Here is a 22,903-nt window from a genome sequence, read left to right as displayed (position 1 = left end):
CCCGCCTCGCGACCGCTCCTCCCCCGTCCGCCGGACCGAATGAGACGGTCCGGCGCGTGGTCGTTCGCGACGGTCACCGGAACCGTCGCGGTCGCCCCGGACGAGATACGGATCCGGAGACGGATCCGGACCACCGCCGTTCGGGCCGGTCGGTCCCTCTCGCGGGGGCGGGTCGCCCCCGTCGTCGACGCGGTCGGCTGGTCCGGCGTCGGGGCGGCGTTCACGGTCCTCGGCGCGCTCCCCCGGCTCCTCTCCCTCGGCGACGGGAGCGAGGCCCTCTGGCTGACGGCGCTCGGGGTCCTCACCGTCACCGCGACCCTCGCCGCGACGGCCCTTCAGGGCCGCCGCACGACGATCCCGCTGCGCGCGGTCGAGCGCGTCGAGTTCGACGGCGACGAGGTCGTCGTGGTCCACGAGGAGGCCGACGACGGCTGGTTCGACGATCGGTTCAGCGATTGGTGGGGAAGCGGCGACTCCGACGGCGACGGCGATCCCACGGAGACCCGGATCCGCCCGCTCGACGACGGGGAGCGCAGCGACGCGGCGCTCGCGTTCCGGCTCCGCGGCGTCGACCTCCGCGGCGCCGACGAGGACGAGGCCGTCACCCGGACGGCAATCGACGCGCCGAAGACGGAGCTGCTGGAGTGAGTCACCGGGTCAGCGACACGCTCCGCTCGAGGACCTCGTACCCCTGCGCCGCGAGCGCCTCGGCGTAATACCGCTCGGCGACCCATGCCTGCGGGAGTCGGCGGAGGGCGAACCGGCGGGTCGGTCGTAGTTCGACGTCGACGATCGCCCCGCCGTCTCTGGACTCCCTGACCGTTACCGCGTACGAGCCCCAGGGGCTGTCGCCGACCGCCCCGTCGATCGCGACGGTCGCGACGGCGTCGTCGGGCCCGTCGCGCTCGCCTCCGGCCGACGTCGCGTCCGCCCGCACGTCGGTTTCGAGGTCGATGGCGGCGCTTCGGAGTCCGAACAGGAACGAGAACTCGTAGGCCGCTCGGGTTCCGGTCGGGCGGTCCGCGGCGGTCGCGTCCTCGCCGCCGTCACGCACCTCGTCCGCGACGCCCCACTGGAGCGCGAGGATCGGCGGCCGCGCCGACGCAAACTCTCGGACCACCGCGTCCGGAGGCGCCTCCGTCCGGAGCCGGACCGAGCCACGCCGGCGGTACACCGGAACCCGGAGCGCGATCGCGAGGACGGCGGCGACGGCCACCCCCGGCCAGAACGAGACGGCGGCGACGGCGGCGAGGAAGGCGCCGGCGACGAGCAGCGCGAGCGCCCAACTGGCGGCGCGCTCGACGCGGTGGTAGCGGTCGGCGACCGCGGCGGCCGCGTCGGACCCGCCGGGACCGACGGGCGATTTGGATCCGGATGCTGCGGGACCGGAGGGGGTGGAGGAGGTGGAGGAGTCTGACACGGGCGGACCTCGTCGAGACGAAAAATCAGCATTACGGTCCCTCTCCCGGCGAAACGCCTACAACGCGGCCGCGAGACCCACCGGCCATGCCCCGGCCCTCCACCGGGACCCTCCTCGCCGGGCTCGGCGGCGGAGCGGTCCACCTCGCGCTCGTCGAACTGCTGTTCCGCGCCCTGAACCACGCGCCGCCGGAGCGCTGGCCCCTGGCGGATCCGGGCCGCGCCGCGGGCCTCTTCGCCGCCGGCTCCCTCGTCGCGCTCGCCGTCGCGCACACCCGGCTGCTCTCGCCCGCGGTCGGGCTGGTCGCGGCGCTCGGGTGGGCGGCGCTCCGCGACGCGCTGGCCCCGCCGCCCGAGTGGTCCGAGGTCGGCGGCTTCCTCGTGGTCGACCGGACCGTGTTCCTGTCCGCGTACGCCGGCGGGTGGACCGTCGTCGTCGGCCTGCTCGCCGTCGCCGCCGGCGTCGAGTTCGGGCTGCGCCGCCGACGCGGGATCGGCGACGACCGGCTGCGGAACCTCCCGCCTGCGCCGTCGCGAGTCCGCGACGCCGCCCTCGTCGGCGTCGCTCTCGGCGGGGTCTTCGGCGTCGCCGCGGCCGCGCGGGTCGCCGCGTTCGGCGTCTCTCCGCGGACCGCGGTCCCGGTGATGGTCGCGACGACCACGCTCGCGGCCGCGGTACCGGTCGCCGCGGCGGCCCTGGGGCTCGTCGCCCCGGCGGCCTGTTTCGCGCCGTTCGTTCCGCCGATCGCGCGCGGCGTGATCGCGGGGGGAGAAGGGGGTCCAATCCTCCTGTTATTTCTGGGGCCGGCGGCGGTCGCGTTCGCGGCGGTCGGGCTCGCTGAGCGGTGGCTTCGGCGGCGGCTGGACCGTGGGTCGGCGGAGCCGACGGGGACGGGGTGACCATCGGCCGGGCCGTCAGACCGGATCGCGCTTCTCGACCGGCGTCCGCCCGCAGATGCTCACAAGGTCGTGGAGGTCGTCGATCTCGTAGGTGGGCTGACAGGAGAGTTCGGTCGATCGCCGGTGCGGCCGCCGGACGAACGCGGAGTCGATCCCGGCGTTGTCGGCGGCGCGCACGTCGGACTCGTTGTCGCCGACGAAGATGGCGGTCTCGGCGCCGAGATCCTCGAGTGCGCGCTCGATGTAGTACGGAGACGGCTTCTTGCGCGAGAGGCTGGCGATAGAGGGCTCGCGGCCGTACGCGACCTCGAAGCGCCCGGAGAGTCCGAAGTGGTCGAGCACCGCGTCGACGGTCGCCTGCTGGTTCGAGGAGACGACCCCGAGCGAGGCGTCGAGGTGGCGGAGCGCGTCCACGTCGTCGTAAGGGGTCTTCCGCCCGCTCCGCGCCGCGTCGATCTGCGCTGTCGCCGCGGTCTCGTCGCGGACCCGCCAGAACTCGGCCGGGTCGAGCCCGTAGCGATCGCAGATGTCCGTCAGGGTGGCTGGGTCGACGCCGACCGCGATGTCGTCGACGTGGGCGAGATCGGGGTCCTCGACGCCGAGGCTCACGAAGGCGTCCCAAGCGGCCTCCCTGAGGGTGTCGAACGGGGTCCGACCGACGAGGACCCCGTCTTTGTCCAGGACGACGGCGTCGTACACGACATCCTCTCGGTCGGTAACCGGCAAAAAGCTTTCACCGGCCGGCGCGCCTCACAGGCCGAACAGTCTGAGCGCGAGCCCGGCGAGGAGGAGGACGGTTCCCGCGAGCAGGCCGACGAAGGGGATCGGAACCGGGAGCGGGACCACGATGAGCAGGAGTCCGACGGCGATCAGCGCCGTTGACGGTCGCATACCCCCGTTTCGTCGCCCGAACGGAAAGGAGTTCAGACGCGCGTCGGTCGGGCGCCGAGCGATCCCAGCGACGGGCACGCCTCCCGCACTTTCAATACCCGGCGCGTCCAACCCTCAGATTGGACCATGAATATTGTTGATATCGCGGTGCCGGAGTACGTCGAGGTCGACGTCAGCGAACGACTCGCCAAGGTCCGGTCCATCTTCGAGCGCGAGAATCCGAAGGGGATCGTCGTCACCGAGGACGGCGAGTACGCGGGCGTCGTGGGCGAGAAACAGCTCATGCGCTCCCGAATGGAGGACGACACCAAGGTGTCGGCCGTGATGAAGTCGGCCCCGTCGGTCGACCGCCACGAAGACCTCCGCGAGACCGCCCGGCTCCTCGTCGAGGGCGACGTGAAGATCGCGCCGGTGTACGAGGGCGAGAAGCTCTACGGGATCGTCACCGTCGACCAGATCCTCGAGGCCGTCCTCGACAGCCTCGACGCGATCACCGTCGGCCAGATCGCGACCGAGGACGTGATCGGCATCAACGAGAAGGACACCGTCGGGAGCGCGATCAACCGCCTCCGCGAGAACGGGATCTCACGGCTCCCCGCTCTCGACGAGGACGGTCAGCTCGTCGGCGTCGTCACCACCAACGACATCGTCGAGTTCGTCGTCCGCGACCAGGAGCGGCAGGGCAGCGGCGACCGCGCGGGCGACATCGACCGGATGCTCGACATCCCCGTCTACGACATCATGTCGAGCCCCGTCGTCACCGCGACCGCCGACGAGACCGCGGAGACGGTCGTGCAGCGCATGTTCGACAACAACGTCTCCGGGTTGGTCGTCACGCCGACGGGCGCCGACACCGTCGCCGGCATGGTGACGAAGACCGACGTGTTGCGCGCGCTCACGTTCACCGAGCAGGACTCGATGGACGTGCAGATCACCAACGTCGAGCTGCTTGACACGACCTCCCGCGAGCACATCGTCGAGTCCATCGAGGAGGTCGCGAACAAGTACGCGGACATGCACGTCATCCACGCGCACGTCCGGCTCCACGCCCACAAGGAGAAGCTCCGCGGCACCCCCCTGATCCAGTGTCAGATCCGCCTCCGCACCAACGAGGGGCAGGTCGGCGGCTCCGGCGAGGGGTACGGCGCCGAACACGCCTTCCACGTCGCGCTCGACAAGCTGGAGCGCAACGTCTTGGAGATCAAGGGCGTCAACGCCGACGAGGAGTACCGCGGCCAGCTCCTCCGCAAGCTCGGCCAGCTGTAGCGCGACGCACGCGGTCACCCGCGGCGACGTTCCGACCGACTCCGCCCGCGATTCCCGCTTTTTCGCCCTCCGTCCGCGGACCGCGAGTTCCTTCTCCGAATCGCTACCGATCGGTCTCGTCGAGCCGACGCCCGAGCATCGCGAGCGCGACGAGCGCAAGGACCCCGACGAGGGCGCCGAATCCGGGCGCCTCGTCTTCGGCGCCGTCTTCTCCCGTAGCGCCCTCGCTGCCATCACCGTCGCCAGCGTCAGCGTCGTCCGTGTCGTCGCCGCTCTCGTCGGCTTCGTCGTCCCCCTCTGACGGGTCGTCGACGGGTTCGTCGTCGGTCGGCTCGTCGTCGGTGCCGTTCTCGGGCTCTTCGACCGGCTCCTCGCCGTCGTCGGTCTCGTTTGCAGGTTCGTCTTCGGTCTGCTCGTCGTCGCCTCCTGTCGGGGCGCCGCCGGTTCCACCGCCTCCGCCACCTCCGCCGCCTCCACCGCCGGTACCACCACTCCCTCCACCTCCTCCGCCCCCGCCGTCATCGGTGCTCTCTCCCTCGACCACCTCGAACGAGACGGTCCGCGAACTGTCCGGCGTCGACGCGGTCGCGTCGTACTCCCCGGTCGCGGCGTCGTCGTCGACGGAGACGGTGAAGGTCGCCGACCGGTTCTCCCCCGGCTCGACATCGGTGCGCGTCGCCGACCGTTGGACCCCGGTCGCCGTGTCGGTGAACGTCACCGTCACGTCGCCGGCACCACTGCCGTCGTTCCGGACCGTCGCGGAGAAGTCGCCGCTCGTCCCCCGTTCGATCTCGGCCGGGCCGGAGAGGTCGGTGACGGTGAACTCGGGGAGGAGCACGAAGTCCGCGTCGACGCTCCCGTTGGCCGGCAGCGTGAGCGTTCGGGTCGCGTTCGCGTACCCGTCCGCGGAGGCCATCACGTCGTACTCGCCCCGCGGGACCTGAAGCGAGTAGTTACCGGCGGCGTCGGTCGTGTTCGAGTCCGACCCGGCCGTCACCGTCGCTCCGCCGACGGGGTCGCCGGTCGCGTCCGCGGTGACGGTCCCCGACAGCGTCGCGGGCTGGGGGGCGAGTTCGACGTTCCGCGTCGTCGTCGCGTTCGGGTCGACCTCGACGCCGCTCTCCGTCGCCGGATCGAAGTCCGGTGCGTCCGCCGTGATCTCGTAGGTCCCGGGGCGGAGCTCCGTCTCGTAGGCGCCGTCCGTGCCCGCGTCGATCGTCGCGACCGTGTCATCGGTCGCGTTCGTCACCGTCACGGTCGCGTCGCCGGGGTCGTCGAGCCCGTCGGTCGCGCCCACGACGCCCTCGATCGTTCCGTTCCGGAGCGACAACGAGAAGTCAGCGGTCGCCGTGTCGCCGGAGCCGGTCAGGTTCGCGGTCGCGGTAGCGGGGGCGTACGTCGCGTTGCTCGCTGTGACCGTCAGGTTCGCCGCCGGCACGTCGACCGCGTAGGCACCGTCCGTCCCGGTCGTCGTCTCGCCGACGACCTCTCCGCCGTCCTCGACGAGAATTCCGATATCGGACAGTGCGGCGTCCGTCTCCGCGTCGGTGACGGTGCCGTTTACCGTGCCGACAGCGTCGGCGATCCGGATCGACGCGGTCTCGTCGTCGTCGGGAGTGGCGACCGCGAGGGTCGTCTCTCCGGTTCCGAACTCGCTCGGTACGGTTCCGTTTAGGGGGATAGTCGTCGCGTTTCCGGGACCGATCGAGGCGGTCTCCGCGGTGAGGACGCTGACGTTGCTCTCGTTTCCGGGGTCGGTGAGGCGGAGTTCGACAGTTCGGTTATCGCCCGCCACCTCACCGCTGTTCGTCACATTTGCAGTTGCGTTAAGCGACCCCCCGCGTTCGGCGATTTCCGGGGTGGAAAACACCGTAACTTCGTACGACGGCGGCTCACGAACCGTTATTTTCGACGTCTGGGCCGAATCCTCGGTGTAGATCCCGTGTGTGTATTCGTCCGGATCGGTCTCGTCGGGTACGACGTAGGTGAACGAGACGGTCGTCGCTTCGTCAGGATCGAGAGAGACGGTCGTGTCGTTACCGACGGTTCCGTTAAATCGGTACTCGACAGTACCGGTTCCCGGCCCGTCACCAGTGTTGGTGACCGTTGCAGAGACCTCAACCGTCGCGCCGGGATCCGTTTCTCCCGGACCGTCGAACTCGGTCACGGTGAACTCGGCGCTCGTGACCGAAACGACTGCTTCGTAGCCGTCAACAATTCCGGTACCGTAGCGGTCGTCCGGCTCGGCGGCGTCGTCGGGGTGATTCGCGGTGTCGCGGAGAGTGTCGTAGAGCTCGTCGTCGGAGACATCGCTCGAACTCGCCGAGAGCACCAGCGCGGCGACGCCGGAGACGTGCGGGGCGGCCATGGAGGTACCGTCCGCCTCTCCATATCCGCCGGGGACTGACGAGTACACGTTCACACCCGGCGCCGACACGTCCGGAACCACGTACTCCTCGGGCCAGTCCGCGGGGGCTTCGCTTCCCCATGCGTTTGACGTGTCGATCGTCTCTCCGCTGGAGAAGTCGGCCACTCCTTTTGTGTCGTTGACCGCGCCGACCGCGAGCGAATCGTAGACGTTCCCCGGGGAACTCGACGTTCCGTGACCGCTGTTCCCGGAGGAGACGACGACGATCTTCCCGGCACTCCGAGCGTTCCGAACTGGCTCGATGTAATCCGGAGAATATCCGTCCGCACCGAGGCTCATCTGAAGCACGTCGACGTCGGAGTCTTGCGTCGCGTGTTCCATTCCCGCGGTGACGCGGGCGAACGTCGCGTTGGATCCGTCGTCGTCGAACACCTTGATCCCGTGGAGCGACGCGTTCGGTGCGACGCCGATCGCGGTCCCGCTCGCGTTTCCACCTGTCACGGTGCCGGCGACGTGAGTTCCGTGCCCGTTCCCGTCGGACGCATCTGACACGTCGTCGCTCACCAGATTTCCGTACGCGTCGTACTCCGCCCACCCGCTCACAGTCAGATCCGGATGGTCCGGGTCGACGCCCGTGTCCAACACTGCGACCGTCGCGCCCTCGCCGCGGGTCTCGAACTCCTGCCAGACCTCGGGCGCGCGCACCATGTCGACGCCGTACGTCGTGTCGGTCGAGGTCGTGGAGACGCTCTTCGGCGTGGGGGTCGGCGTCGCACCGTCGAGCGCGCCCGGAGTCGCGGTGTCGGCTCCGCCGGCCGCCGAGTCGAGTTCGACCGCGAAGTTCTCGTGGACGCGCTCGACGCCCCGCACGTCGAGGAGGCGCTCCACCGCGACGCTCTCGGTGTCGACCGTGACGAGCATCGCGTTCGCGAGCCAGAAGCTCCGCTCGACCGTGACGCCGGGCTTTCGCTCGGCGAACGACTCGAAGTCGGACTGCGCGCTCGCGGCGTTCGTCTTGAGATCGCTCGCGGAGAGCGTCGCCGAGTCGCCGGATCCGCCCGCGTCACCGCCTCCGCCGCCGTCGGCTCCGAGGCGCGCGCCGCTCGCGAATCGCACCACGACCTCGACGGTGCCGTTCGCCGAGCGCAGGCCGGGAGCGACCGCGTCGTCGCCTCCGGACGAACCGGTGCCGAGCGCGGCGGAATCGCTCGACTGCGAGTCGACCGCGGCGGAACCGTCCGTCCCGGGAGCGTCCGCGGCGAACCCGCCCGCGACCGCGCCCGGCGCGACGGCGGCCGCGATCAGGCAGGCGGAGAGAAGTACCGCGGCCGCAGTCACACGCGCAGTTGGCGACCGGTCGTTCATTACCGGTTACGTCGGCGCGAGAGTGATAACTCCCTCGCCCCGCGCGACGCTTACGCGTCGGTGCCCTCGGCGAGCCCGTCGGCGACGATCCGGAAGGTCGCGGTGTCGCCCGCGGGCTTCGAGCGATGCTTCTCCAGCGTCGCCCGGCGATTTCCGCCGCGGAACCGGTCGACGCGGAGGATGGCGCCGGTCCAGTGGTTGAGGGTGTTGCCGCCCAGCGCGCGGTCGCGGTCGCTGTCGGGGTCGGTGAACACCTGGTTCGTGATGACGACGGCGATGTCGTGTCTGCGGGCCAGCGACAGGAGGTGCGTCACCTGCTTGGCGACCTTGCGGAGCGACTGGCCGCCCTCGGTGTCGCCGGCGCGCTCCAGCCGGTAGAAACCCGTGGCGGAGTCCAACACGATCAGCTCGACTTCCTCCGCGAGCTCCTCGGCGTCGCGGACGGCCTCGCGCTGGTCGTCGAAGTCGTACGCCTCCGAGATCACCAGCCGCGAGGCGATCTGCTCGACCGTCTCGTCGGCGTCGTCGGCGCGCCCCGCCGCCATCTGCTCGAACCGGTCGATGGAGAGTCCCTCGGTGTCGATGTAGAGGGCGCGGTCGCCGCCGGCTGCGACCTCGACGGCCGCGGCGAGCGCGAGGTTCGTCTTCCCGGCCGCGGGCGGGCCGTACACCTGGGTGACGACCCCGCGCTCGAACCCGCCGCCCAACAGGTCATCGACCGGCCGACAGCCGGTCGGGATCGAATCGCTCACTGTGGACCTGTTCGCTCGCGCTCGTATTTAAACGGTCGATCGCGGAGCGCAGGGGCCCGAGACGCGTCGCTCCCGGGCGAGCAGGCGCGCCGGTCGACGGAAGCGCCGTCGCTCGTCGAAGTAGTATAAGTGTGAAAGAGACGGAGATGGCGTCGATCACGTCGAGCGACGACCGAGATCCGCTGTTGCGTGCGGACGCGCAGTCCGCGACTTGGGGGTTAGTTGCGGACGAGGTTCGTCGCGCGGGGTCCCTTGGGGGACGATTCGATGTCGAATTCCACTTCCTGACCCTCCTCGAGGTCCGGGCCGCCGACGTCTTCCATGTGGAAGAACACGTCTTCGTCGTCGTCGAGGTCGCCGTCGTCAGTCGAGATGAAACCGTAGCCGCCAGTGTCGTTGAAGAAGTCAACCTTACCGTTTGCCATTGCAAACAAACGTACAGCCCGTTCGGGGATAAGGATTGCGAGGGTCACGGTACCACGACCGTCGGATCGGCGAAAGATCCGGGTTTCTGAGCGCCCGGACGCGCGGTAGACGGACGCACCAGCCCGCTTTCGCCCGTGTTCATCGCGTGCCATCAGCCGCGGGGTTCATTTACGCGCGACCACGTAAGTCGGGTAACACCATGGATCGCCGCCGCTTCCTCCGCTCGTTCGCCGCCACCGGCGTCGCCGCCGGCACGACCGCCACGGCCGGCTGTACCGGCGTCTTCGGCGAATCCGGCGCCGAGGGGACCGTCCTCGGTCCGCCGGAGCAGAGCCGTGGCGAGCCGGTCCACCCGATCTACGGCGACGAGATGCCGCACTTCACGGTTCCCGACCCGATCACGGGTGAGGAGATCTCGACGGCGGAGTTCGAGGGCGAGCGCGCGTTCCTGTGGACTTCCTTCTACACGAGCTGCCCGGACGGCGTCTGTCCCGCGCTGATCCTCCGGCTCCGGCGCGCGCAGGAGCACGCCGCCGAGGAGGGGTACGGCGACGAGGCGGCGTTCCTCGCGCAGACGTTCGACCCCGAGCGCGACACGACCGAGATCCTCCGAGAGTACGCCGGCCAGCGCGGCGTCGACCTCGACGCCGGGAACTGGCACTTCCTGCGCCCCGAGACCTACGAGGAGGGGAAAGAACAGATGATGGACGACTTCGGGCTGAAGATCGAGAAGGTGTACGACAACGACGTCGAGAGCCTCGAGTACACCTTCCCGCACTACGGCCTGATCCTGCTGGTGAACGATCGGGGGATCGTCGAGCGGTCGTACCCGCGCGGCCCGGCGACGGAGGTCGAGCGGATCGTGAACGACTTCGAGCGGGTGGTCACCGCGTGAGGCGACGACACCTGTTGGCCGGGCTCGCCAGCGTCGGGGCCCTGGGCGGCGCCGGAGCGGTCGCGACCGGGAACGTCCCCGCCGCGCTGGGCGGCGAGGACGCCCCCGAGCCGGTCGAGCCGGTGACGCTTCAGACGGTCGACGCGCCGGGGAGTCGCGACGGCGAGGTGACGCTTCCCGCGCCCGACCGCCCGACGTTCGTCGACTTCTTCGCGACGTGGTGTAACCCCTGCGTCGAGCAGATGCCGGACCTCGTCGAGGCGCACGACCGGCTCGGCGACGAGGTGCTGTTCGTCTCGGTGACCCCCGAGGACGTCGGCGGGTCGATCAGCGCGGAGGCGGTCGCCGACTGGTGGCGCGAGAACGACGGCGACTGGCTGGTGGCGGCCGACACGACCGCCGAGCTCGCGGCGCGGCTCAACGTGGGCGGCTACCCGAGCGCGCGCGCCATCGACGCGACGGGACGCGTCCGTTGGTCGACCGCCGGGACCCACACGACCGAGGAGTTCGTCGCCGGCATCGAGAGGGCGCTCGACCGATGACCCGACGAGCCGATCGACCGACAGAACGACGGGCCGGCCGATGACCGACGTCTCGCTCGCGACGAACGTCCCGTTCGCCGTGACCGCGGGGGTCGCGACGTTCTTCTCGCCGTGCGCGTACCCGTTGTTGCCGGGGTACGTCGGCTTCTACGTGAACTCCGTCGACGCCGACGAGGCGTCGGTGACCGGGGCCGGGGTCCGGGGGATCGCCGCCGCGCTCGGCGTGCTGGCGACGTTCGCGCTGCTCGCGGGTGCGACGGTCCGCGTGGGGCAGTCGGCGCTGTCGAACATCGCCGTCTTCGAGACACTCGTCGGCGGACTGCTCATCGCCTTCGGGCTGCTCGTCGTCCTCGGACGGGCGCCCTCCGTGTCCGTCTCGCTGCCGAAGCGCCGGTCGAGCGTCCTCGGGTTCGGGCTGTTCGGCGCGGGGTACGCGCTCGCGGGCGCCGGCTGCGTCGCCCCGATCTTCCTCGCGGTGATCGCTCGCGCGATCGCGCTCCCGGGCGACGCCGCGCTCCTCGTGCTCTCGGTGTACGCCGGGGTCGTCGCGGTCCTGATGGCAGCGACCACCGTCGCGACCGGCGTGGGGCTCATCGGCAACGCCAACCGAGTGATGGCTCACGCCGACGCCCTGAAGCGGGTCGCGGGCGCGGTGATGGTCGTCGCGGGCGTCGGCCAGCTGTACCTCTCGCTGGTCGTGTACTGACGCGGGTCGTCGGTGTTTGGCCGCCCGGTCGGGCGTTTCGATGTCCGACGGTGACCCCCATATTCATGTTTGCTGGCGCGGAAGGACCGCCCAGCCGAACTCCCGACGTTCGGTCCCCGTACCATGAATCTCGATCAGTTCACCGCCGAGAACGCACCGACGGACAGCGCGGAGCCCTTCCAGCGCGAGAACAGCTACACCTTGGACGTCGAGGTCGACGGCGCCGTGATGGCGAAGGCCGGGTCGATGGTCGCGTACACGGGCGACGTCTCGTTCACCGGGAAGGCCTCCGCCGAGGGAGGGATCAAGGGGTTCCTCAAGGAGGCGACCACGGGCGAGGGCACGCCCATCATGGCCGTCGAGGGCACCGGTCACGTCTACTTCGCGGACGACGGGAAGAAGGTCCAGGTTGTCGAGCTCGACGCCGGCGAGTCGATCACGGTCAACGGCGAGGACGTACTCGCGTTCGAGGAGTCGCTCTCCTACGAGATCAGCACCATCGACAGCCTCGCCGGCGCGCTCGCCGGCGGGTTCAGCAACGTCTTCCTCGAGGGCCCGGGCTACGTCGCGCTCACCACGCACGGCGATCCGATCGTCTTGGAGCCGCCGGTGGCGACCGATCCCGGCGCGACCGTCGCGTGGGGCGGGACCTCCCCGAACGTGGAGGTCAACCGGAGCCTCTCGGACATGATCGGTCAGGAGTCCGGCGAGCGGTACCAGATGCGGTTCGAGGGACCGGACGGGTTCGTCGTGGTCCAGCCGCGCGAGGAGCACGCCTGACGCGCTCCGGGGCGACCGGGACCGACGGTCCGATTACCGCGCCGCCAGCCAGTCCGCGAAGCCGCCGGTGAGGAAGTCGACGTAGTCGACGACCCCGAGGTACAGCGAGACGATCACGACGATCGCGATCGGAATCCGAACGATCCAGATCCAGGCGGACCCGAGGCCGCCGAGGTCACCGATCCCCTTCGCCAGCTCCTCCCGGGCGACGTCCGGGATCACCCAGCCGACGAACACCGCGAGCAGCAGCGATCCGAGCACGAGCAGGATCCCGTCCGCGAGTCCGTCGTACAGACTGAGGAAGATCAGGTCGATCGTCACCGGGACGCCGAGCACGAAGACGGCGACGCCCAAGGCGACCGAGGCCGGGACCCGAGCGACGCCGACCTCGTCGATCAGGTAGGAGACGAGCACTTCGAGGATGCTGATCGCGGACGACAGCGCCGCGATCCCGACCATCGCGAAGAACACGACCCCGATGAGCCGACCGCCGGGGATGGTGGAGAACGCCGAGGTGAGGCTCACGAAGATCGCGCTGGCGCCGGGGCCGCCGGGCTCGATCCCGGCCGCGAAGAGGAACGGGAAGACGACGAAGCCGACGATCACGGCGATGAGAGTGTCGAGCGCGACGATCACGCCGGCGTCGGACGCGAGGTTCCGGTCCTCACCGAGGTAGGAGGCGTAGGTGATCATCACGCCCATCCCGAGCGAGAGCGTGAAGAAGGCCTGCCCGGCGGCGGCCGGCAGGATGCTCGTCCAGTTCGCGGCGAGGTAGCCGAAGTCCGGCGTGAGGTAGTAGGCGTACGCCGCCCCCGCGGCGTCGAGCGTGAACGCGTATCCCGCGAGCCCGACGAGGAGCACGATGATCGCCGGGACCATCACCTTCACGCCGACCTCGATGCCCTTCCGGACGCCGGCGGCGATGATCCCGATAACGAGCGCCATGAACACGGCGTGGAAGAGGAGCGAGTCGATCCCGGTGGTGACGGTGCCGAACAGCTGCCCGGCCTCTTCTGGCCCAGCGAGCGCGTATCCGTCGGTGACGCCGATCAGCGTGTACCGGAGGAACCAGCCGGCGACGACGCTGTAGTACGAGAGGATGACGAAGCCGATCGCGACGAACAGCCAGCCGAGGTAGTTCCACGCCCCGCCGCCGAGCTCCCGTATCGCGCCGACCGGATTGAGGTTGGTGTACCGCCCGATCACGAACTCGACGAGGATCGCCGGGAAGCCGATCAATCCGACGAAAAGCAGGTAGACGAGGAGGAACGCGCCGCCCCCCTCCTGTCCGGTGATGAAGGGGAACCGCCAGATGTTCCCCAGTCCGACCGCGCTGCCGACCGCGGCGAGGATGAATCCCGCCCGGGTTGCCCATGTCTCGCGTGCCATTTGTGTGCAGGATTGAAACCCCGGACCCCGTAAAAACGTGTCTCTCCGCCGCCCTAACCACTAATAATCAAACATGATCAATCGGTCACCGGGCGGTAGCGGAGCCGATTCGACGTGGCGCGTCGGCGGCGAGCCGGGTCGGGCGGGACTCCCGTCGGGGACCGTGAATTTAATAGCCGGACGGCAACCTCACGGGGTATGGAACGCGTAGACGTCGCGATCGTGGGTGGCGGTCCGGCCGGCTCCTCCGCAGCGCACGCGGCCGCGACCGGCGGCGCCGACGCGCTCGTGCTGGAAAAGGGGGTCCCCCGCGCCGACCGTGACCGGCTCGGTCCCGACTCGACCGACGCCGCGGGCATCCTCGACTACTGGGTCGACATCATGGGGATCCACCCCGACGAGTTCGACGACGGAGTCGTCCAGCGCGAGCTGAACCGCGCCGAGTTCCGCGGCCCGGACGAGTCGGCGACGCTCACGAGCACCGGGATCGACTCCTCGTACGACAAGTTCGGGTACACCTTCCACCGCGCCCGGTTCGACGACTGGCTCCGCGACCGCGCCGAGGACGCCGGCGCCGAGTACCGGGCCGGGGTGTCGGTCCGCGGCGTCGACACCGACGTCTCGGTCTCGCCCGGGAGCGACGAGCCGCGCCACCGCGTCGAACTGGCCTCCGGGGAGACGGTCGGCGCGGACTTCGTGGTGCTCGCCGACGGCCCCCAGCGCACGGTGACGAACAAGGTGCTCGACAAGTACCTCCCCGCGGACGCGGCCGCGTCCGACCGGCTCGCCTCCCGGACGGCGAACCACATCGCGTACCAGGAGTACCGCCGCGTCCCCGAGGAGGTGTACGAGGAGGTGAACGACGCCATCGTCTTCTGGTGGGGCGTGATGCCCGGCGAGACCGCCTACCCGTGGATCTTCCCGAACGCCGACCGGGTCTGTCGGGTCGGGCTCACGATGCCGATCGGGCTCGACATCGACGCGTTCGACCGCGACGCCTACGCGCTGCTCGACGCCGACGACGAGTCGATCCCCCAGGGCGGCGAGTACGTCCGCCGCCTCCTCGAGTGGCAGTACGGCGACGAGTACGACATCGAGGAGGACTTCCCGCTCGTCGAGGACGCGGGCAAGCGGAACGGGACGGAGACGTACCCGATCTCCTCGACCCGCCCCATCGACTCGCCGACCGGGGCGGGGATCGCGGTCGCCGGCGGCGCGATGGGCACCACCTCCGCCTTCCACGAGGGCGGCGACCACGTCGCGGTCCGCACCGGCGCGATCGCGGGCGAACTGGCCGCCGCGGGCGACATGGCTCCCTACAACCGGCGGTGGAAGGAGGCGATCGGCGACGAGGTCGTCCGGAACGTGACGATGGCCGACATGGTCGCGGAGTACGGCCCAGACGACTGGAACCGGGTCATCGGCGCCGCCGACGCGATGCTCGCGGCGGAGGCCGGCGGCGGGCTCCTCTCGCACCCGTACCGCTCGGGCTGGGAGTCGCTGAAGCTCATGGCCGGCTACAAGTGGAACAAGCGCCGCGTGAGGAAGGACTACGTCGGCATCGACGAGAGCGAGTACGTCTACTGACGCGAGCAGACGCTTTCTGTGGTCGCGGTCGGCGACGGTTCTGACTACCGAATGACCGGCGCGGACAGCTCCCGCGATTCGGTCTCGATCCCGTCGATATCGACCGGATCGACCTCGTGTGTCGGCCACTGGCCCGTCTTCGTCAGCGTCTCGGTCCGGTCGGGCGCCACGAGATGCGTGTCCTCGCTTTTCGCTCCCTGCACCGTCGGGTTCCACGCGTAGCCCATCGGCCAGTGGACCGGCTCGTCGCTCTCGGGGGTCGCGATCCACTCGCGGCCGGCGAACCCCGCCGCGCCGCCCTGGTGGTGCTCGCGCCACTCCTCCGCGAAGCCGACGGCGTCGTACGCCTCGCGGATCGCGTCGAACACGTCGCCCGCGGTGTCCGGGCCGTCGGAGCCCGTCAGCTCTCCGGCCGCGGCGGCCTCGGTCGCCGCGAGCGCGGTCGCCTCGACGCGGGCGGCCGCGCGGTGGCGCTCCTCCAGCCAGTCGGGGGCGTCGAACGCGACGGTCCGGGTGAGGGAGGCGTACAGCCCGGCCCGCTCGGCGGTGACCGACACGAGCGCGTAGTCGCCGAGCGTCGCGTCGCTCGGGGTGTAGTGGCGGTATCGCTGCGCGCGCTCCGCGCCGCCGACGAGCACGACCGGGGTGTCGACGTCGCGGGACGAAAGCGAGATGTCGACGCCGGCGGCGACCTCGTACTCAGGGTCTTCCGGTTCGAGGTTGCGACAGACCGTCTCGACCGCGGCGGCGGCCTCCCGGCCGAGCTCGCGGTAGCGCTCGACGTCGTCGTCCGTGAGCGGCTGTCGGAGCCGGCTCCCGTCGACGCGCTCGAAGCCCGGTACGTCGAAGTCGGCGGCCGCGGGGGCCGGGGAGCGCTCCGCGACGGCCTCGGCCAGCGAACTCGCGTGCCACGGGAACGACTCGACGGCGACCGGGTCGGGGAGCTCCTCGTCGGCGAGCCGGTTCGCCTCGATGTCGTCGGTGATCACTCGGAGCTCGCCGTCGTAGCCGGCGGCGGCGACCCCGAGGTCGGCGTCGGCGTCGACGACGTTGTCGCCCCCGGTGAGCCACGCGAACCCGTTCGGTTCGGCGAACCAGACCGCTTCGAGCCCGCGCTCGTCGAGGTACGCGTCGAGCCTCTCGGTGCGGGCGGCGAGATCGACCATATCCGACGACTCTCACCGAGCCAGTAAAACCGGTCGGAACCGCTTCGGTCCGCGGAAACGCGGGGGTGCAGGCGTGCGAATCGACCGACCGCACCCCGGCGCCGGCGACCGAAACGAAAGGTTCAATTACGTCCCCCGGAAACGAAGAGATGCGTCAGTAAGCCCCTGCGGGTTGGTAGTCTAGTCCGGTTATGACACCTCCTTGACATGGAGGAGGCCGGCAGTTCAAATCTGCCCCAACCCACTTCTACTTCAGCTTCAGTCCGGTAGCGACCGGTATTCTCACGGAGCGGAAGGTGGACGGAGCCGTTCTCGCCGAAGCGATCCGCGGAAGGTACAAACCGCTGGTCGCCCAACAGTGTGGTATGTCATCACCGCTCGCGGACGAGCCGGTCGAACCGGCGGACGAGGACGCCGAGCCGCTGACCGACGACGAGTACGCCGAGTACCTCGCCGAGCTCGGCCCGGCGTGGGAGGTCGTCGACGACCACCACCTCGAAGCGAGCTACGAGTTCGACGACTTCGCGGACGCGCTGGCGTTCACGAACGAGATCGGCGAGCTCGCCGAGGCGGAGTGGCACCACCCCGACATCCACCTCTCGTGGGGCGAGGTGGGCGTCGAGATGTGGAGCCACGACGTCGGCGGGCTCCACGAGGCCGACTTCGTGATGGCCGCGCGGATGGACCGGATCTACGACGGAGAGGGCGACGAGTGACGCCCGAGGGCGGCCGACTCGCCAACGAACGGTTTTAAACCCCTCCCGGCGGAAATGGGGGTAATGAGCGCGAACGTCTTCCTGGTCCCGATCGACCCGGAGAACTTCGATCGAACGGTCCGGTCCGCGGTCGACCTCACCGAGTACGACGACCGACCGGCCCCCCTCGCCGACCTCGACGAGGCCCGCCTGTGGGCCGTCGACGACGACAGCGGGAACGGCTCGACGTTCGAGCGGATGGAGGAAGGCGACCTCCTCCTCTTCTATAACGACGGCGAGTACCTCGCCACCGGTCGGGTCGGAACCACCTTCGCGGACGAGGACCGTTGGGTCTCCAGCACCTTCTGGACCGCGTTCCCGACGACGCGCGTGTACACTGTCACCGACTTCACGGCCGTCTCCGCCCCGAAGCGCGCGGTCAACGCCATCTTCGACTACTCCAAGTCGTACACCCCCGGCTTCATGCGCGTCGCCGACAGCCGGGTGAACGCCGAACTCTCCTCAATCGAGTCGGCGATCGACCACTACTCGAAGCGGAACGCCTGACCGCGTCTCGAACCCCTCCGGTTTTCGTCTCGCCGACCGCTCCCGCTTTCCCCGCTAGACCGCTTCCAAGAGCGTCTCGTAGGCGGGGGCGTACCGATCGGCGACGCGGTCCGGATCGCCGCGCTCGTCGCCCGACAGCGCCGGCAGACCGACGGTCGCCAGCGGCTCGATCATCTCCGTGACGGTTCCGGTGTGCTCCTCAATCGTCCCCTCGCGCGGGCTCCCCGAGGCGACCGCGCGCGCCTTCGCGTAGCGGTCGCCGGCGAAGATCCGCGCGCGACCGGGGTCGACGACCGCCACCGCGTCGGGCTCGACCGGCCCGTCCCGCGGGAGCGGTCCGGCGACGTCCGCGTACGATTCGACGACGACGGGCACCGACGCCGCCGCGACCCGCGCCGCGAGGCGGTCGAACGCCGGGAGGTAGTCGGCCGCCATCACGTCGTTGAACGCCGCCACGTCGTCGACGCTGGTCGCCTCGGCGAGCGGGAGTCGCTCGGCGAGGCCGTCAGGGAGGAGTCCCGCGGCCTCGGCCGCCCCGTTGACGACGAACCGGGACCCCTCCTCGGTCGTCACCCGATCGCAGAGGAAGGTCCGGTCGGTGTCCCCCAGCATACCGGTCCGACCGGGCGTCGGGCGCCAGAGGCGATGGACGGGGTTGATCGCCTCGGGCGTGATCGCCTCGGGGCGATTGCGGGGTCGGCTCCGATCGCCGACGGTCGGAAGCGGTCGCGTGCTCGCGGCCGCGAGCCGCCTCGCGTCCTTGCCGTAGAGTCGGCCCGCGTCGCTCGCGATCCGGTAGTCGTCGTGGTCGTACCAGTAGTCGTTGCCGGCCCGGGGCTTGACCCCGACCGCGTCGCCGGCGCGGGCGGCGAGGCGCGCGACCAGCCCGGTCGAGAACGTCGTCTTGCCGGCGTCGACGCGGGCGCCGCCGGCGACCAGGACCACCGGCGCGTCGGAGCGCTCCCGGCTCACGCTCCGTCTTCCGAGTCGGCGTCGTCGATCGCGTGAGGAGCGAGCCCGTAGTAGCCGGGGCCGTCCTCCTCCAGCGGCTCGCCGACGACCATGTCCTCGGCGTGGACCATCACCCACGGCACCGCCCAGTCGACGAGGACGGCCTCGGTGTCGGGGTCGACCTCGGCGTCGGCCTCCAGCCCCTGGAGGAGCCGACCGATCTCGGGGACCGTGTACATCTGATCCGGCTCGAACAGCTCCGCGGGCTCGTAGAAGTCACACGGGTAGGTGGCGTCGAACGCCGACTTCGGTTCGGGCATGGGGGACGATACGGGAGCCCGTCCGTAAACGCTGCCGATACGGGCGGCACCGGGTGGCGCCTCGCCCGGGGAGACGACGCTGACGCTTTCGGGTCAGGGTGCGAAAAAATTCGGGATTTCGACGCGCGGAGCGCGTCAGGTGTGGAGCGTTACTCGAACAGCTCGACGGCCTGCTCGTAGCGGCTCGACGGTTCGTCCCAGTCGACGACCTCGAAGAAGTTGTCGACGAACTCGCCGCGGGCCGGGCCGTAGTCGTGGTAGTAGGAGTGCTCCCACACGTCCAGCGCCAGGATCGGGTGACCGCCCCAGATCGCGCCCTGGTCGTGCTTGTCCACCACGACGTTCCGAAGCTGATTCGAGAACGTGTCGTATACGAGAAGCGCCCAGCCGCCGGCCGCCGAGGCCGCCGCCTCGAACTCGCCCTTCCACGCCTCGTAGGAACCGAAGTCCTCCTCGATCCGAGCCGCGAGGTCGCCCTCAGGCTCGTCGCCGCCCTCAGGCGACATGTTCTGCCAGAACAGATCGTGAAGGATGTGCCCCGACGAGTTGTGCGTCACGTTGCGGATGGCTCCGCCCGACGACGAGAAGTCGTGGTTCTCACGGTTCTCCTCGAGCGTCTCCTCGGCCGAATTCCACCCGTTTACGTACCCCTGATGATGGGTGTCGTGGTGCCATTCGAGCACCTGCTCGGAAATGTGCGGTTCCAGCGCGTCGTAATCGTACGGTAACGGATCGAGTTCGTAGCTCATCGTTGTATCACCTGTCTGCAACATGGCTCGGAAACCTGTTAAAGATAATGCGGTACACGCTATCACACGTCACTGGACGCGGCAGACCTCGATATCCGCAGATCGAGAACGCTGGGGTCGCGGTTCAGACTGCTGTGAGATAGTGGACCCGCGTTAGTCGGCACTCCGTCGATTCGGAGACGTAACTGAAAGTAGTTCCTCGGTGTCCTCCGAAACGCGCGCGGCGGGCTCTGTTGAAACCCTATTCTTCAAGCATAATGTCGGCTGAAACTGCCGATCGGTGAGGACTGCTTCTTGATCGAGAGCGGAAGTAGGTATTGCAGATCGAGGAGAGCGATATCGTATTTAAACGGGCCGTGAGCGGCGGCGACGATCGCTTATAAACCGATTGTGGTGGCGCGTGCCTCCGAGCGCCCTTTTAAGGGCGCGAGGAGCACGCGCGAGGGACGCCGCGAGCGTAGCGAGCGGCGAGGCTGGGGAGGCGTGAGGCTGCGGTCTGCGGTCGGGTGGGACTCAAAGGGGCAGTCGCGAGGGCGAAGCACGACGACGCAAGCACTGCAGGGAGCGAACGGAGTGAGCGACCGAAGCGCGTGGTTCGAGAGAGCAAAGCTCTCTCGTCATCGCCAGAAATCACCGATTTCTGGCTAGCAGTCAGAACGCAAAGCGTTCTGACGACATCACGAAAGGCGCTTCGCGCCTTTCGAACGACAGCGAGGCGCGCGAGTCCTCGCGACTGGGGCTTTGCAGGTCTTCACCGTGAGCACATCGATCACTTATAAAAAGCCGACAACAACACCGCAATCCCACTTATAAACGACCGATCAGCCAATTTGCTATACCCATTCCCGCAATCGATCACTGCAGTACCTGTACTGACCGCAGGGGAGACAATATATCAATCTACAAATATTCAAACAGATCCGCTCGACGCGGAGTGCGCCGCGCACTGACGGTGGGACTGGGATTCGAACCCAGGAAGCCGTGAGGCTACCGGTTTTCAAGACCGGCGCAATAGGCCACTCTGCCATCCCACCGCACTCGGACCGTCGGGAGCGTTCGACTAAGTGGTGTCGGTGTCGATCGGCGCGCGACCCCTTGTCACTCGAAGACGGCGACCAACTCGCCGTCGGCGATCGGGTCGGGCGCCTCGTCGACGATCTCGCCGCGCGACGGGTCCCGCGGTTCGTCGAAGACGAGCCGCGCCGCCCCGGTCTCGTCGATCGCGTAGACGACCTGAGTGTATCCCAGGTCGGCCTCCCAGAGCCCGCCGTCGTCGACACCTGACGACGCCCCGCCGGCGTACCGACAGAACACGAGCCACGCGTTTTCGCCGCGGTCGAACGTCTCGGTCCGTTCCGCGGAGAAGGTGACGGCGAGGATCCGCGTCGAGCCGCTCCGGTCGCAGACCGCGTCGTGGGTCACGTACGCCTCCTCGAACGCGACGACGTACTCCCGGACGACACGGTCGCCGAACCCGTCCGGCGGAGCCGGATACGGGATCGTCGCCGCCGTCTCGAACTCGCGGGTCTCCCCGCCCACGTCGACTTCGATCGTCTCGGAATCGACCTCACACTCCGGCCGCGTCGGTCCGCCGTCGAACGCCTCCGCGACCGGATCGAACTCGGGCGGTGCGGTCCGCGAACACCCGGCGAGCGCGAGCGAGCCGACGGTGACGAGTGCAGTTCGACGTCGCATGCCGTACCGTCTTACACACGGCCGGTTATACCCTCGCGAGACACAAACAGGGGCTTGCGTTACGGAGTGTTCGACCCCTCAGACCCCCGGAGCCGGTAGTGGATCGCGAACACGACGAGCGCGGCCAGGACCGGCGGCACGACGCCCGCGATCTGCGGGAGCGCGTAGAGGGCGCCGACGGCGGCCGACTCGGTCGGCTCGCGGAGCTCCGCCGGCGCGGAGATGACCATCCCGACGTACAGCGAACAGAGGAACAGGAACCCGCCGTACGCGAGCTTCCGGTCGTATCCCGGCTTGACGGGGTCGCCGCGGCGGTGTCGGCGCGCGACGAACAGCAGGGGCGCGAGCAGGGGCGCGACCGCGGCGAACCCGGCGATCACGTACAGCGACCGCGAGAACAGGAACGTCCCGCTCTGGACCTCCGCGGTCTCGGCCATCCAGACGACGAGCGCGAGGGTGACGACCGTCGCGATCAGCCCGGCCGCGAGCGCCCCGATCACGCCGTACACGCGCATCGTCCACGACTCCGTCTCGCGGATCGCGTAGGGGATCGCGCCGAACACCCCGCGGTAGCTGTCTGCCATCGACGCCGCTACGGCCGAGGGAGAATTAAACCCCTCGTCGCCGGACGCGAGCGCCGCGGGGAGCGGGGTCGACATCGGGGGGATTCGGGCCGACGCCGGGGAAACGCGGTCGACGCCGCGCCCCCTTCCTCCTCGACGACGGCTGACGTGAGTTTTTATACCCCGCGGCGGGACCTCCTCACGTGGGTCTGTACGACACGTACCTCGCCGTCCGCCACCGCCTCCACGACGGTGATCCCCCCGAGCACGTCGCGCTCGTCATCACCGAGCGCGACCTCCTCGCCGACGGCGCGTTCGAGACCCTCTCGGCGGCGCTCGGGTGGGCCTTCGAGTACGGCGCGGAGCGCGTCACCGTCTCGGTGTCCGTGCTCGACGCCGCGGTCGCCCCCACGCTCGTCCGCGAGCTCCGCCGGGTCGACGCACCGCGGCAGATCGTCGTTCGCGGGCCGGCGGACGCGGCGAGCGACGATGGGATCGCGGTCGACCCCGGGGACGAGGTCGGATCGGATCCGGGCCGCCGTCGGTTCGACGGCCGGCCGGACGACGCGCCGATCCGGGTCACGGTCGGGCTCGGGGGGAAAACCGAGTTCGCGGCCGCGGTCCGGGAGCTCGCGGCCGACGTGGACGCCGGCGATCTCGACCCGGCGTCGATCGACGCGGCGGACATCTCGGACCGGCTGGTGTTCCCCGAGGAGCCCGATCTCGTGATCAAGACGGGCGCGGAGCGGCTCTCGGACTTCGCCATCTGGCAGTCGGTGTACGCCGAGCTCTACTTCACCGACGTGAACTGGCGGGACTTCAGAAAACGGGACTACCTCCGGGCGGTCCTCGACTTCCAGGACCGGCAACGGCGGTTCGGTCGGTAGGCGGGTCAGTAGATGCGTAGAATC

24 protein-coding genes and 2 tRNA genes are annotated in these 22,903 nt (G+C 69.5%); 12 read left to right on the top strand and 14 right to left on the bottom strand.

Annotated elements, in window-relative coordinates; translation table 11 throughout:
• The first annotated feature begins 39 nt into the window (after nucleotides 1–39).
• The gene (locus tag JIN95_RS14105) at nucleotides 40–648 is read left to right on the top strand and encodes a hypothetical protein (RefSeq protein WP_200531876.1); all 609 of its coding nucleotides are present in this window, start codon (nucleotides 40–42) and stop codon (nucleotides 646–648) included.
• A 1-nt stretch (nucleotide 649) separates the two neighbouring features.
• Here JIN95_RS14105 and JIN95_RS14100 read toward each other — a convergent pair whose 3' ends face one another.
• Complete coding sequence (locus JIN95_RS14100) at nucleotides 650–1,420, bottom strand: hypothetical protein (RefSeq protein ID WP_200531875.1); 771 nt, start codon at nucleotides 1,418–1,420, stop codon at nucleotides 650–652.
• An 86-nt stretch (nucleotides 1,421–1,506) separates the two neighbouring features.
• On the opposite strand from JIN95_RS14100, the gene JIN95_RS14095 reads away from it, so the two are divergent.
• A complete protein-coding gene (locus JIN95_RS14095; protein WP_200531874.1) occupies nucleotides 1,507–2,319 on the top strand; it encodes a hypothetical protein in 813 nt (270 codons plus the stop codon).
• A gap of 15 nt (nucleotides 2,320–2,334) precedes the next feature.
• Here JIN95_RS14095 and JIN95_RS14090 read toward each other — a convergent pair whose 3' ends face one another.
• Nucleotides 2,335–3,018 carry an HAD family hydrolase gene (locus tag JIN95_RS14090; protein ID WP_200531873.1) on the bottom strand — a complete coding sequence of 228 codons (684 nt, stop codon included), beginning with the start codon at nucleotides 3,016–3,018 and terminating at the stop codon, nucleotides 2,335–2,337.
• A gap of 51 nt (nucleotides 3,019–3,069) precedes the next feature.
• Nucleotides 3,070–3,210 carry a hypothetical protein gene (locus JIN95_RS14085; RefSeq protein WP_198951551.1) on the bottom strand — a complete coding sequence of 47 codons (141 nt, stop codon included), beginning with the start codon at nucleotides 3,208–3,210 and terminating at the stop codon, nucleotides 3,070–3,072.
• A gap of 126 nt (nucleotides 3,211–3,336) precedes the next feature.
• Between JIN95_RS14085 and JIN95_RS14080 the strand changes: the two genes are divergently transcribed.
• Nucleotides 3,337–4,476 (top strand): CBS domain-containing protein, encoded by a 1,140-nt coding sequence (locus JIN95_RS14080; protein ID WP_200531872.1) that lies wholly within the window; start codon nucleotides 3,337–3,339, stop codon nucleotides 4,474–4,476.
• A gap of 103 nt (nucleotides 4,477–4,579) precedes the next feature.
• Here JIN95_RS14080 and JIN95_RS14075 read toward each other — a convergent pair whose 3' ends face one another.
• From JIN95_RS14075 to JIN95_RS14065, 3 genes are all read right to left on the bottom strand, one after another.
• A complete protein-coding gene (locus JIN95_RS14075; RefSeq protein ID WP_321169268.1) occupies nucleotides 4,580–8,182 on the bottom strand; it encodes a S8 family serine peptidase in 3,603 nt (1,200 codons plus the stop codon).
• A gap of 77 nt (nucleotides 8,183–8,259) precedes the next feature.
• On the bottom strand, nucleotides 8,260–8,961 hold the full coding sequence (gene radB / locus JIN95_RS14070; RefSeq protein WP_095637313.1) for a DNA repair and recombination protein RadB: 702 nt from the start codon (nucleotides 8,959–8,961) through the stop codon (nucleotides 8,260–8,262).
• A gap of 218 nt (nucleotides 8,962–9,179) precedes the next feature.
• Nucleotides 9,180–9,386 carry a cold shock domain-containing protein gene (locus JIN95_RS14065; protein WP_004595330.1) on the bottom strand — a complete coding sequence of 69 codons (207 nt, stop codon included), beginning with the start codon at nucleotides 9,384–9,386 and terminating at the stop codon, nucleotides 9,180–9,182.
• 200 nt (nucleotides 9,387–9,586) lie between these two features.
• Between JIN95_RS14065 and JIN95_RS14060 the strand changes: the two genes are divergently transcribed.
• The 4 genes from JIN95_RS14060 to JIN95_RS14045 all read left to right on the top strand — a co-directional run bounded on the left by JIN95_RS14060 (nucleotide 9,587) and on the right by JIN95_RS14045 (nucleotide 12,310).
• Nucleotides 9,587–10,282, top strand: a complete 696-nt coding sequence (locus JIN95_RS14060) for an SCO family protein (RefSeq protein WP_095637314.1) — start codon at nucleotides 9,587–9,589, stop codon at nucleotides 10,280–10,282.
• A complete protein-coding gene (locus JIN95_RS14055; protein ID WP_095637315.1) occupies nucleotides 10,279–10,824 on the top strand; it encodes a TlpA disulfide reductase family protein in 546 nt (181 codons plus the stop codon). The genes JIN95_RS14060 and JIN95_RS14055 overlap by 4 nt, the downstream gene beginning before the upstream one ends.
• Nucleotides 10,825–10,864: 40 nt before the next feature.
• Entirely contained in the window at nucleotides 10,865–11,530 is a 666-nt protein-coding gene (locus tag JIN95_RS14050) for a cytochrome c biogenesis protein CcdA (protein ID WP_200531870.1), read from the top strand.
• Nucleotides 11,531–11,653: 123 nt separating this feature from the next.
• Nucleotides 11,654–12,310 (top strand): AIM24 family protein, encoded by a 657-nt coding sequence (locus JIN95_RS14045; protein WP_095637380.1) that lies wholly within the window; start codon nucleotides 11,654–11,656, stop codon nucleotides 12,308–12,310.
• 33 nt (nucleotides 12,311–12,343) lie between these two features.
• Here JIN95_RS14045 and JIN95_RS14040 read toward each other — a convergent pair whose 3' ends face one another.
• A complete protein-coding gene (locus JIN95_RS14040; protein WP_095637317.1) occupies nucleotides 12,344–13,699 on the bottom strand; it encodes a sodium-dependent transporter in 1,356 nt (451 codons plus the stop codon).
• Between the two features lie 198 nt (nucleotides 13,700–13,897).
• Here JIN95_RS14040 and JIN95_RS14035 point away from each other — a divergent pair, with 198 nt between their 5' ends.
• Entirely contained in the window at nucleotides 13,898–15,286 is a 1,389-nt protein-coding gene (locus JIN95_RS14035) for an NAD(P)/FAD-dependent oxidoreductase (protein ID WP_095637318.1), read from the top strand.
• Nucleotides 15,287–15,330: 44 nt separating this feature from the next.
• Here the strand turns inward: JIN95_RS14035 and JIN95_RS14030 are convergent, their stop codons facing one another.
• A complete protein-coding gene (locus JIN95_RS14030) occupies nucleotides 15,331–16,452 on the bottom strand; it encodes a M24 family metallopeptidase (protein WP_200531869.1) in 1,122 nt (373 codons plus the stop codon).
• Between the two features lie 169 nt (nucleotides 16,453–16,621).
• Here JIN95_RS14030 and JIN95_RS14025 point away from each other — a divergent pair.
• The 3 genes from JIN95_RS14025 (at nucleotide 16,622) to JIN95_RS14015 (ending at nucleotide 17,714) form a co-directional block, all read left to right on the top strand.
• Nucleotides 16,622–16,696, top strand: a tRNA-Val gene (locus JIN95_RS14025).
• A 121-nt stretch (nucleotides 16,697–16,817) separates the two neighbouring features.
• Nucleotides 16,818–17,168 carry a 4a-hydroxytetrahydrobiopterin dehydratase gene (locus JIN95_RS14020; protein WP_200531868.1) on the top strand — a complete coding sequence of 117 codons (351 nt, stop codon included), beginning with the start codon at nucleotides 16,818–16,820 and terminating at the stop codon, nucleotides 17,166–17,168.
• 63 nt (nucleotides 17,169–17,231) lie between these two features.
• Nucleotides 17,232–17,714, top strand: coding sequence for a hypothetical protein (locus tag JIN95_RS14015; RefSeq protein WP_200531867.1), 483 nt, complete (start codon nucleotides 17,232–17,234; stop codon nucleotides 17,712–17,714).
• Between the two features lie 54 nt (nucleotides 17,715–17,768).
• On the opposite strand, the gene JIN95_RS14010 is transcribed toward JIN95_RS14015, so the two are convergent.
• The 6 genes from JIN95_RS14010 to JIN95_RS13985 form a co-directional block, all read right to left on the bottom strand.
• The gene (locus tag JIN95_RS14010; RefSeq protein ID WP_200531866.1) at nucleotides 17,769–18,686 is read right to left on the bottom strand and encodes an ATPase; all 918 of its coding nucleotides are present in this window, start codon (nucleotides 18,684–18,686) and stop codon (nucleotides 17,769–17,771) included.
• Nucleotides 18,683–18,985, bottom strand: coding sequence for a DUF5827 family protein (locus JIN95_RS14005; RefSeq protein ID WP_095637323.1), 303 nt, complete (start codon nucleotides 18,983–18,985; stop codon nucleotides 18,683–18,685). Before JIN95_RS14005 ends, JIN95_RS14010 begins: the two co-directional genes overlap by 4 nt.
• Before the next feature lie 149 nt (nucleotides 18,986–19,134).
• Nucleotides 19,135–19,734 carry a superoxide dismutase gene (sod, locus tag JIN95_RS14000; protein WP_200531865.1) on the bottom strand — a complete coding sequence of 200 codons (600 nt, stop codon included), beginning with the start codon at nucleotides 19,732–19,734 and terminating at the stop codon, nucleotides 19,135–19,137.
• A gap of 950 nt (nucleotides 19,735–20,684) precedes the next feature.
• Nucleotides 20,685–20,768: transfer RNA gene (locus JIN95_RS13995), tRNA-Ser, on the bottom strand.
• 64 nt (nucleotides 20,769–20,832) lie between these two features.
• Nucleotides 20,833–21,429 carry a hypothetical protein gene (locus tag JIN95_RS13990; RefSeq protein ID WP_095637325.1) on the bottom strand — a complete coding sequence of 199 codons (597 nt, stop codon included), beginning with the start codon at nucleotides 21,427–21,429 and terminating at the stop codon, nucleotides 20,833–20,835.
• Between the two features lie 59 nt (nucleotides 21,430–21,488).
• Entirely contained in the window at nucleotides 21,489–22,013 is a 525-nt protein-coding gene (locus JIN95_RS13985; RefSeq protein WP_200531864.1) for a hypothetical protein, read from the bottom strand.
• A 182-nt stretch (nucleotides 22,014–22,195) separates the two neighbouring features.
• On the opposite strand from JIN95_RS13985, the gene JIN95_RS13980 reads away from it, so the two are divergent.
• Nucleotides 22,196–22,879, top strand: coding sequence for an undecaprenyl diphosphate synthase family protein (locus tag JIN95_RS13980; RefSeq protein ID WP_200531863.1), 684 nt, complete (start codon nucleotides 22,196–22,198; stop codon nucleotides 22,877–22,879).
• The last annotated feature ends 24 nt before the right edge of the window (nucleotides 22,880–22,903 follow it).

Source organism: Halorubrum sp. LN27 (genome assembly GCF_016635065.1).
Classification (GTDB): Archaea; Halobacteriota; Halobacteria; order Halobacteriales; family Haloferacaceae; genus Halorubrum; species Halorubrum salipaludis.
Note: the sequence above shows the minus strand (reverse complement) of the source record. Positions and strands in the feature narration are given on the sequence as shown.

What these genes read in the sequence shown, in the direction of transcription:
- JIN95_RS14105 (WP_200531876.1), top strand. Translation starts at nt 40, where the DNA reads ATGAGACGGTCCGGCGCGTGGTCGTTCGCGACGGTCACCGGAACCGTC.
- JIN95_RS14095 (WP_200531874.1), top strand. Translation starts at nt 1,507, where the DNA reads ATGCCCCGGCCCTCCACCGGGACCCTCCTCGCCGGGCTCGGCGGCGGA.
- JIN95_RS14085 (WP_198951551.1), bottom strand. Translation starts at nt 3,210, where the DNA reads ATGCGACCGTCAACGGCGCTGATCGCCGTCGGACTCCTGCTCATCGTG.
- JIN95_RS14080 (WP_200531872.1), top strand. Translation starts at nt 3,337, where the DNA reads ATGAATATTGTTGATATCGCGGTGCCGGAGTACGTCGAGGTCGACGTC.
- JIN95_RS14065 (WP_004595330.1), bottom strand. Translation starts at nt 9,386, where the DNA reads ATGGCAAACGGTAAGGTTGACTTCTTCAACGACACTGGCGGCTACGGT.
- JIN95_RS14060 (WP_095637314.1), top strand. Translation starts at nt 9,587, where the DNA reads ATGGATCGCCGCCGCTTCCTCCGCTCGTTCGCCGCCACCGGCGTCGCC.
- JIN95_RS14050 (WP_200531870.1), top strand. Translation starts at nt 10,865, where the DNA reads ATGACCGACGTCTCGCTCGCGACGAACGTCCCGTTCGCCGTGACCGCG.
- JIN95_RS14045 (WP_095637380.1), top strand. Translation starts at nt 11,654, where the DNA reads ATGAATCTCGATCAGTTCACCGCCGAGAACGCACCGACGGACAGCGCG.
- JIN95_RS14040 (WP_095637317.1), bottom strand. Translation starts at nt 13,699, where the DNA reads ATGGCACGCGAGACATGGGCAACCCGGGCGGGATTCATCCTCGCCGCG.
- JIN95_RS14035 (WP_095637318.1), top strand. Translation starts at nt 13,898, where the DNA reads ATGGAACGCGTAGACGTCGCGATCGTGGGTGGCGGTCCGGCCGGCTCC.
- JIN95_RS14030 (WP_200531869.1), bottom strand. Translation starts at nt 16,452, where the DNA reads ATGGTCGATCTCGCCGCCCGCACCGAGAGGCTCGACGCGTACCTCGAC.
- JIN95_RS14020 (WP_200531868.1), top strand. Translation starts at nt 16,818, where the DNA reads ATGTCATCACCGCTCGCGGACGAGCCGGTCGAACCGGCGGACGAGGAC.
- JIN95_RS14015 (WP_200531867.1), top strand. Translation starts at nt 17,232, where the DNA reads ATGAGCGCGAACGTCTTCCTGGTCCCGATCGACCCGGAGAACTTCGAT.
- JIN95_RS14005 (WP_095637323.1), bottom strand. Translation starts at nt 18,985, where the DNA reads ATGCCCGAACCGAAGTCGGCGTTCGACGCCACCTACCCGTGTGACTTC.
- sod (WP_200531865.1), bottom strand. Translation starts at nt 19,734, where the DNA reads ATGAGCTACGAACTCGATCCGTTACCGTACGATTACGACGCGCTGGAA.
- JIN95_RS13990 (WP_095637325.1), bottom strand. Translation starts at nt 21,429, where the DNA reads ATGCGACGTCGAACTGCACTCGTCACCGTCGGCTCGCTCGCGCTCGCC.
- JIN95_RS13985 (WP_200531864.1), bottom strand. Translation starts at nt 22,013, where the DNA reads ATGGCAGACAGCTACCGCGGGGTGTTCGGCGCGATCCCCTACGCGATC.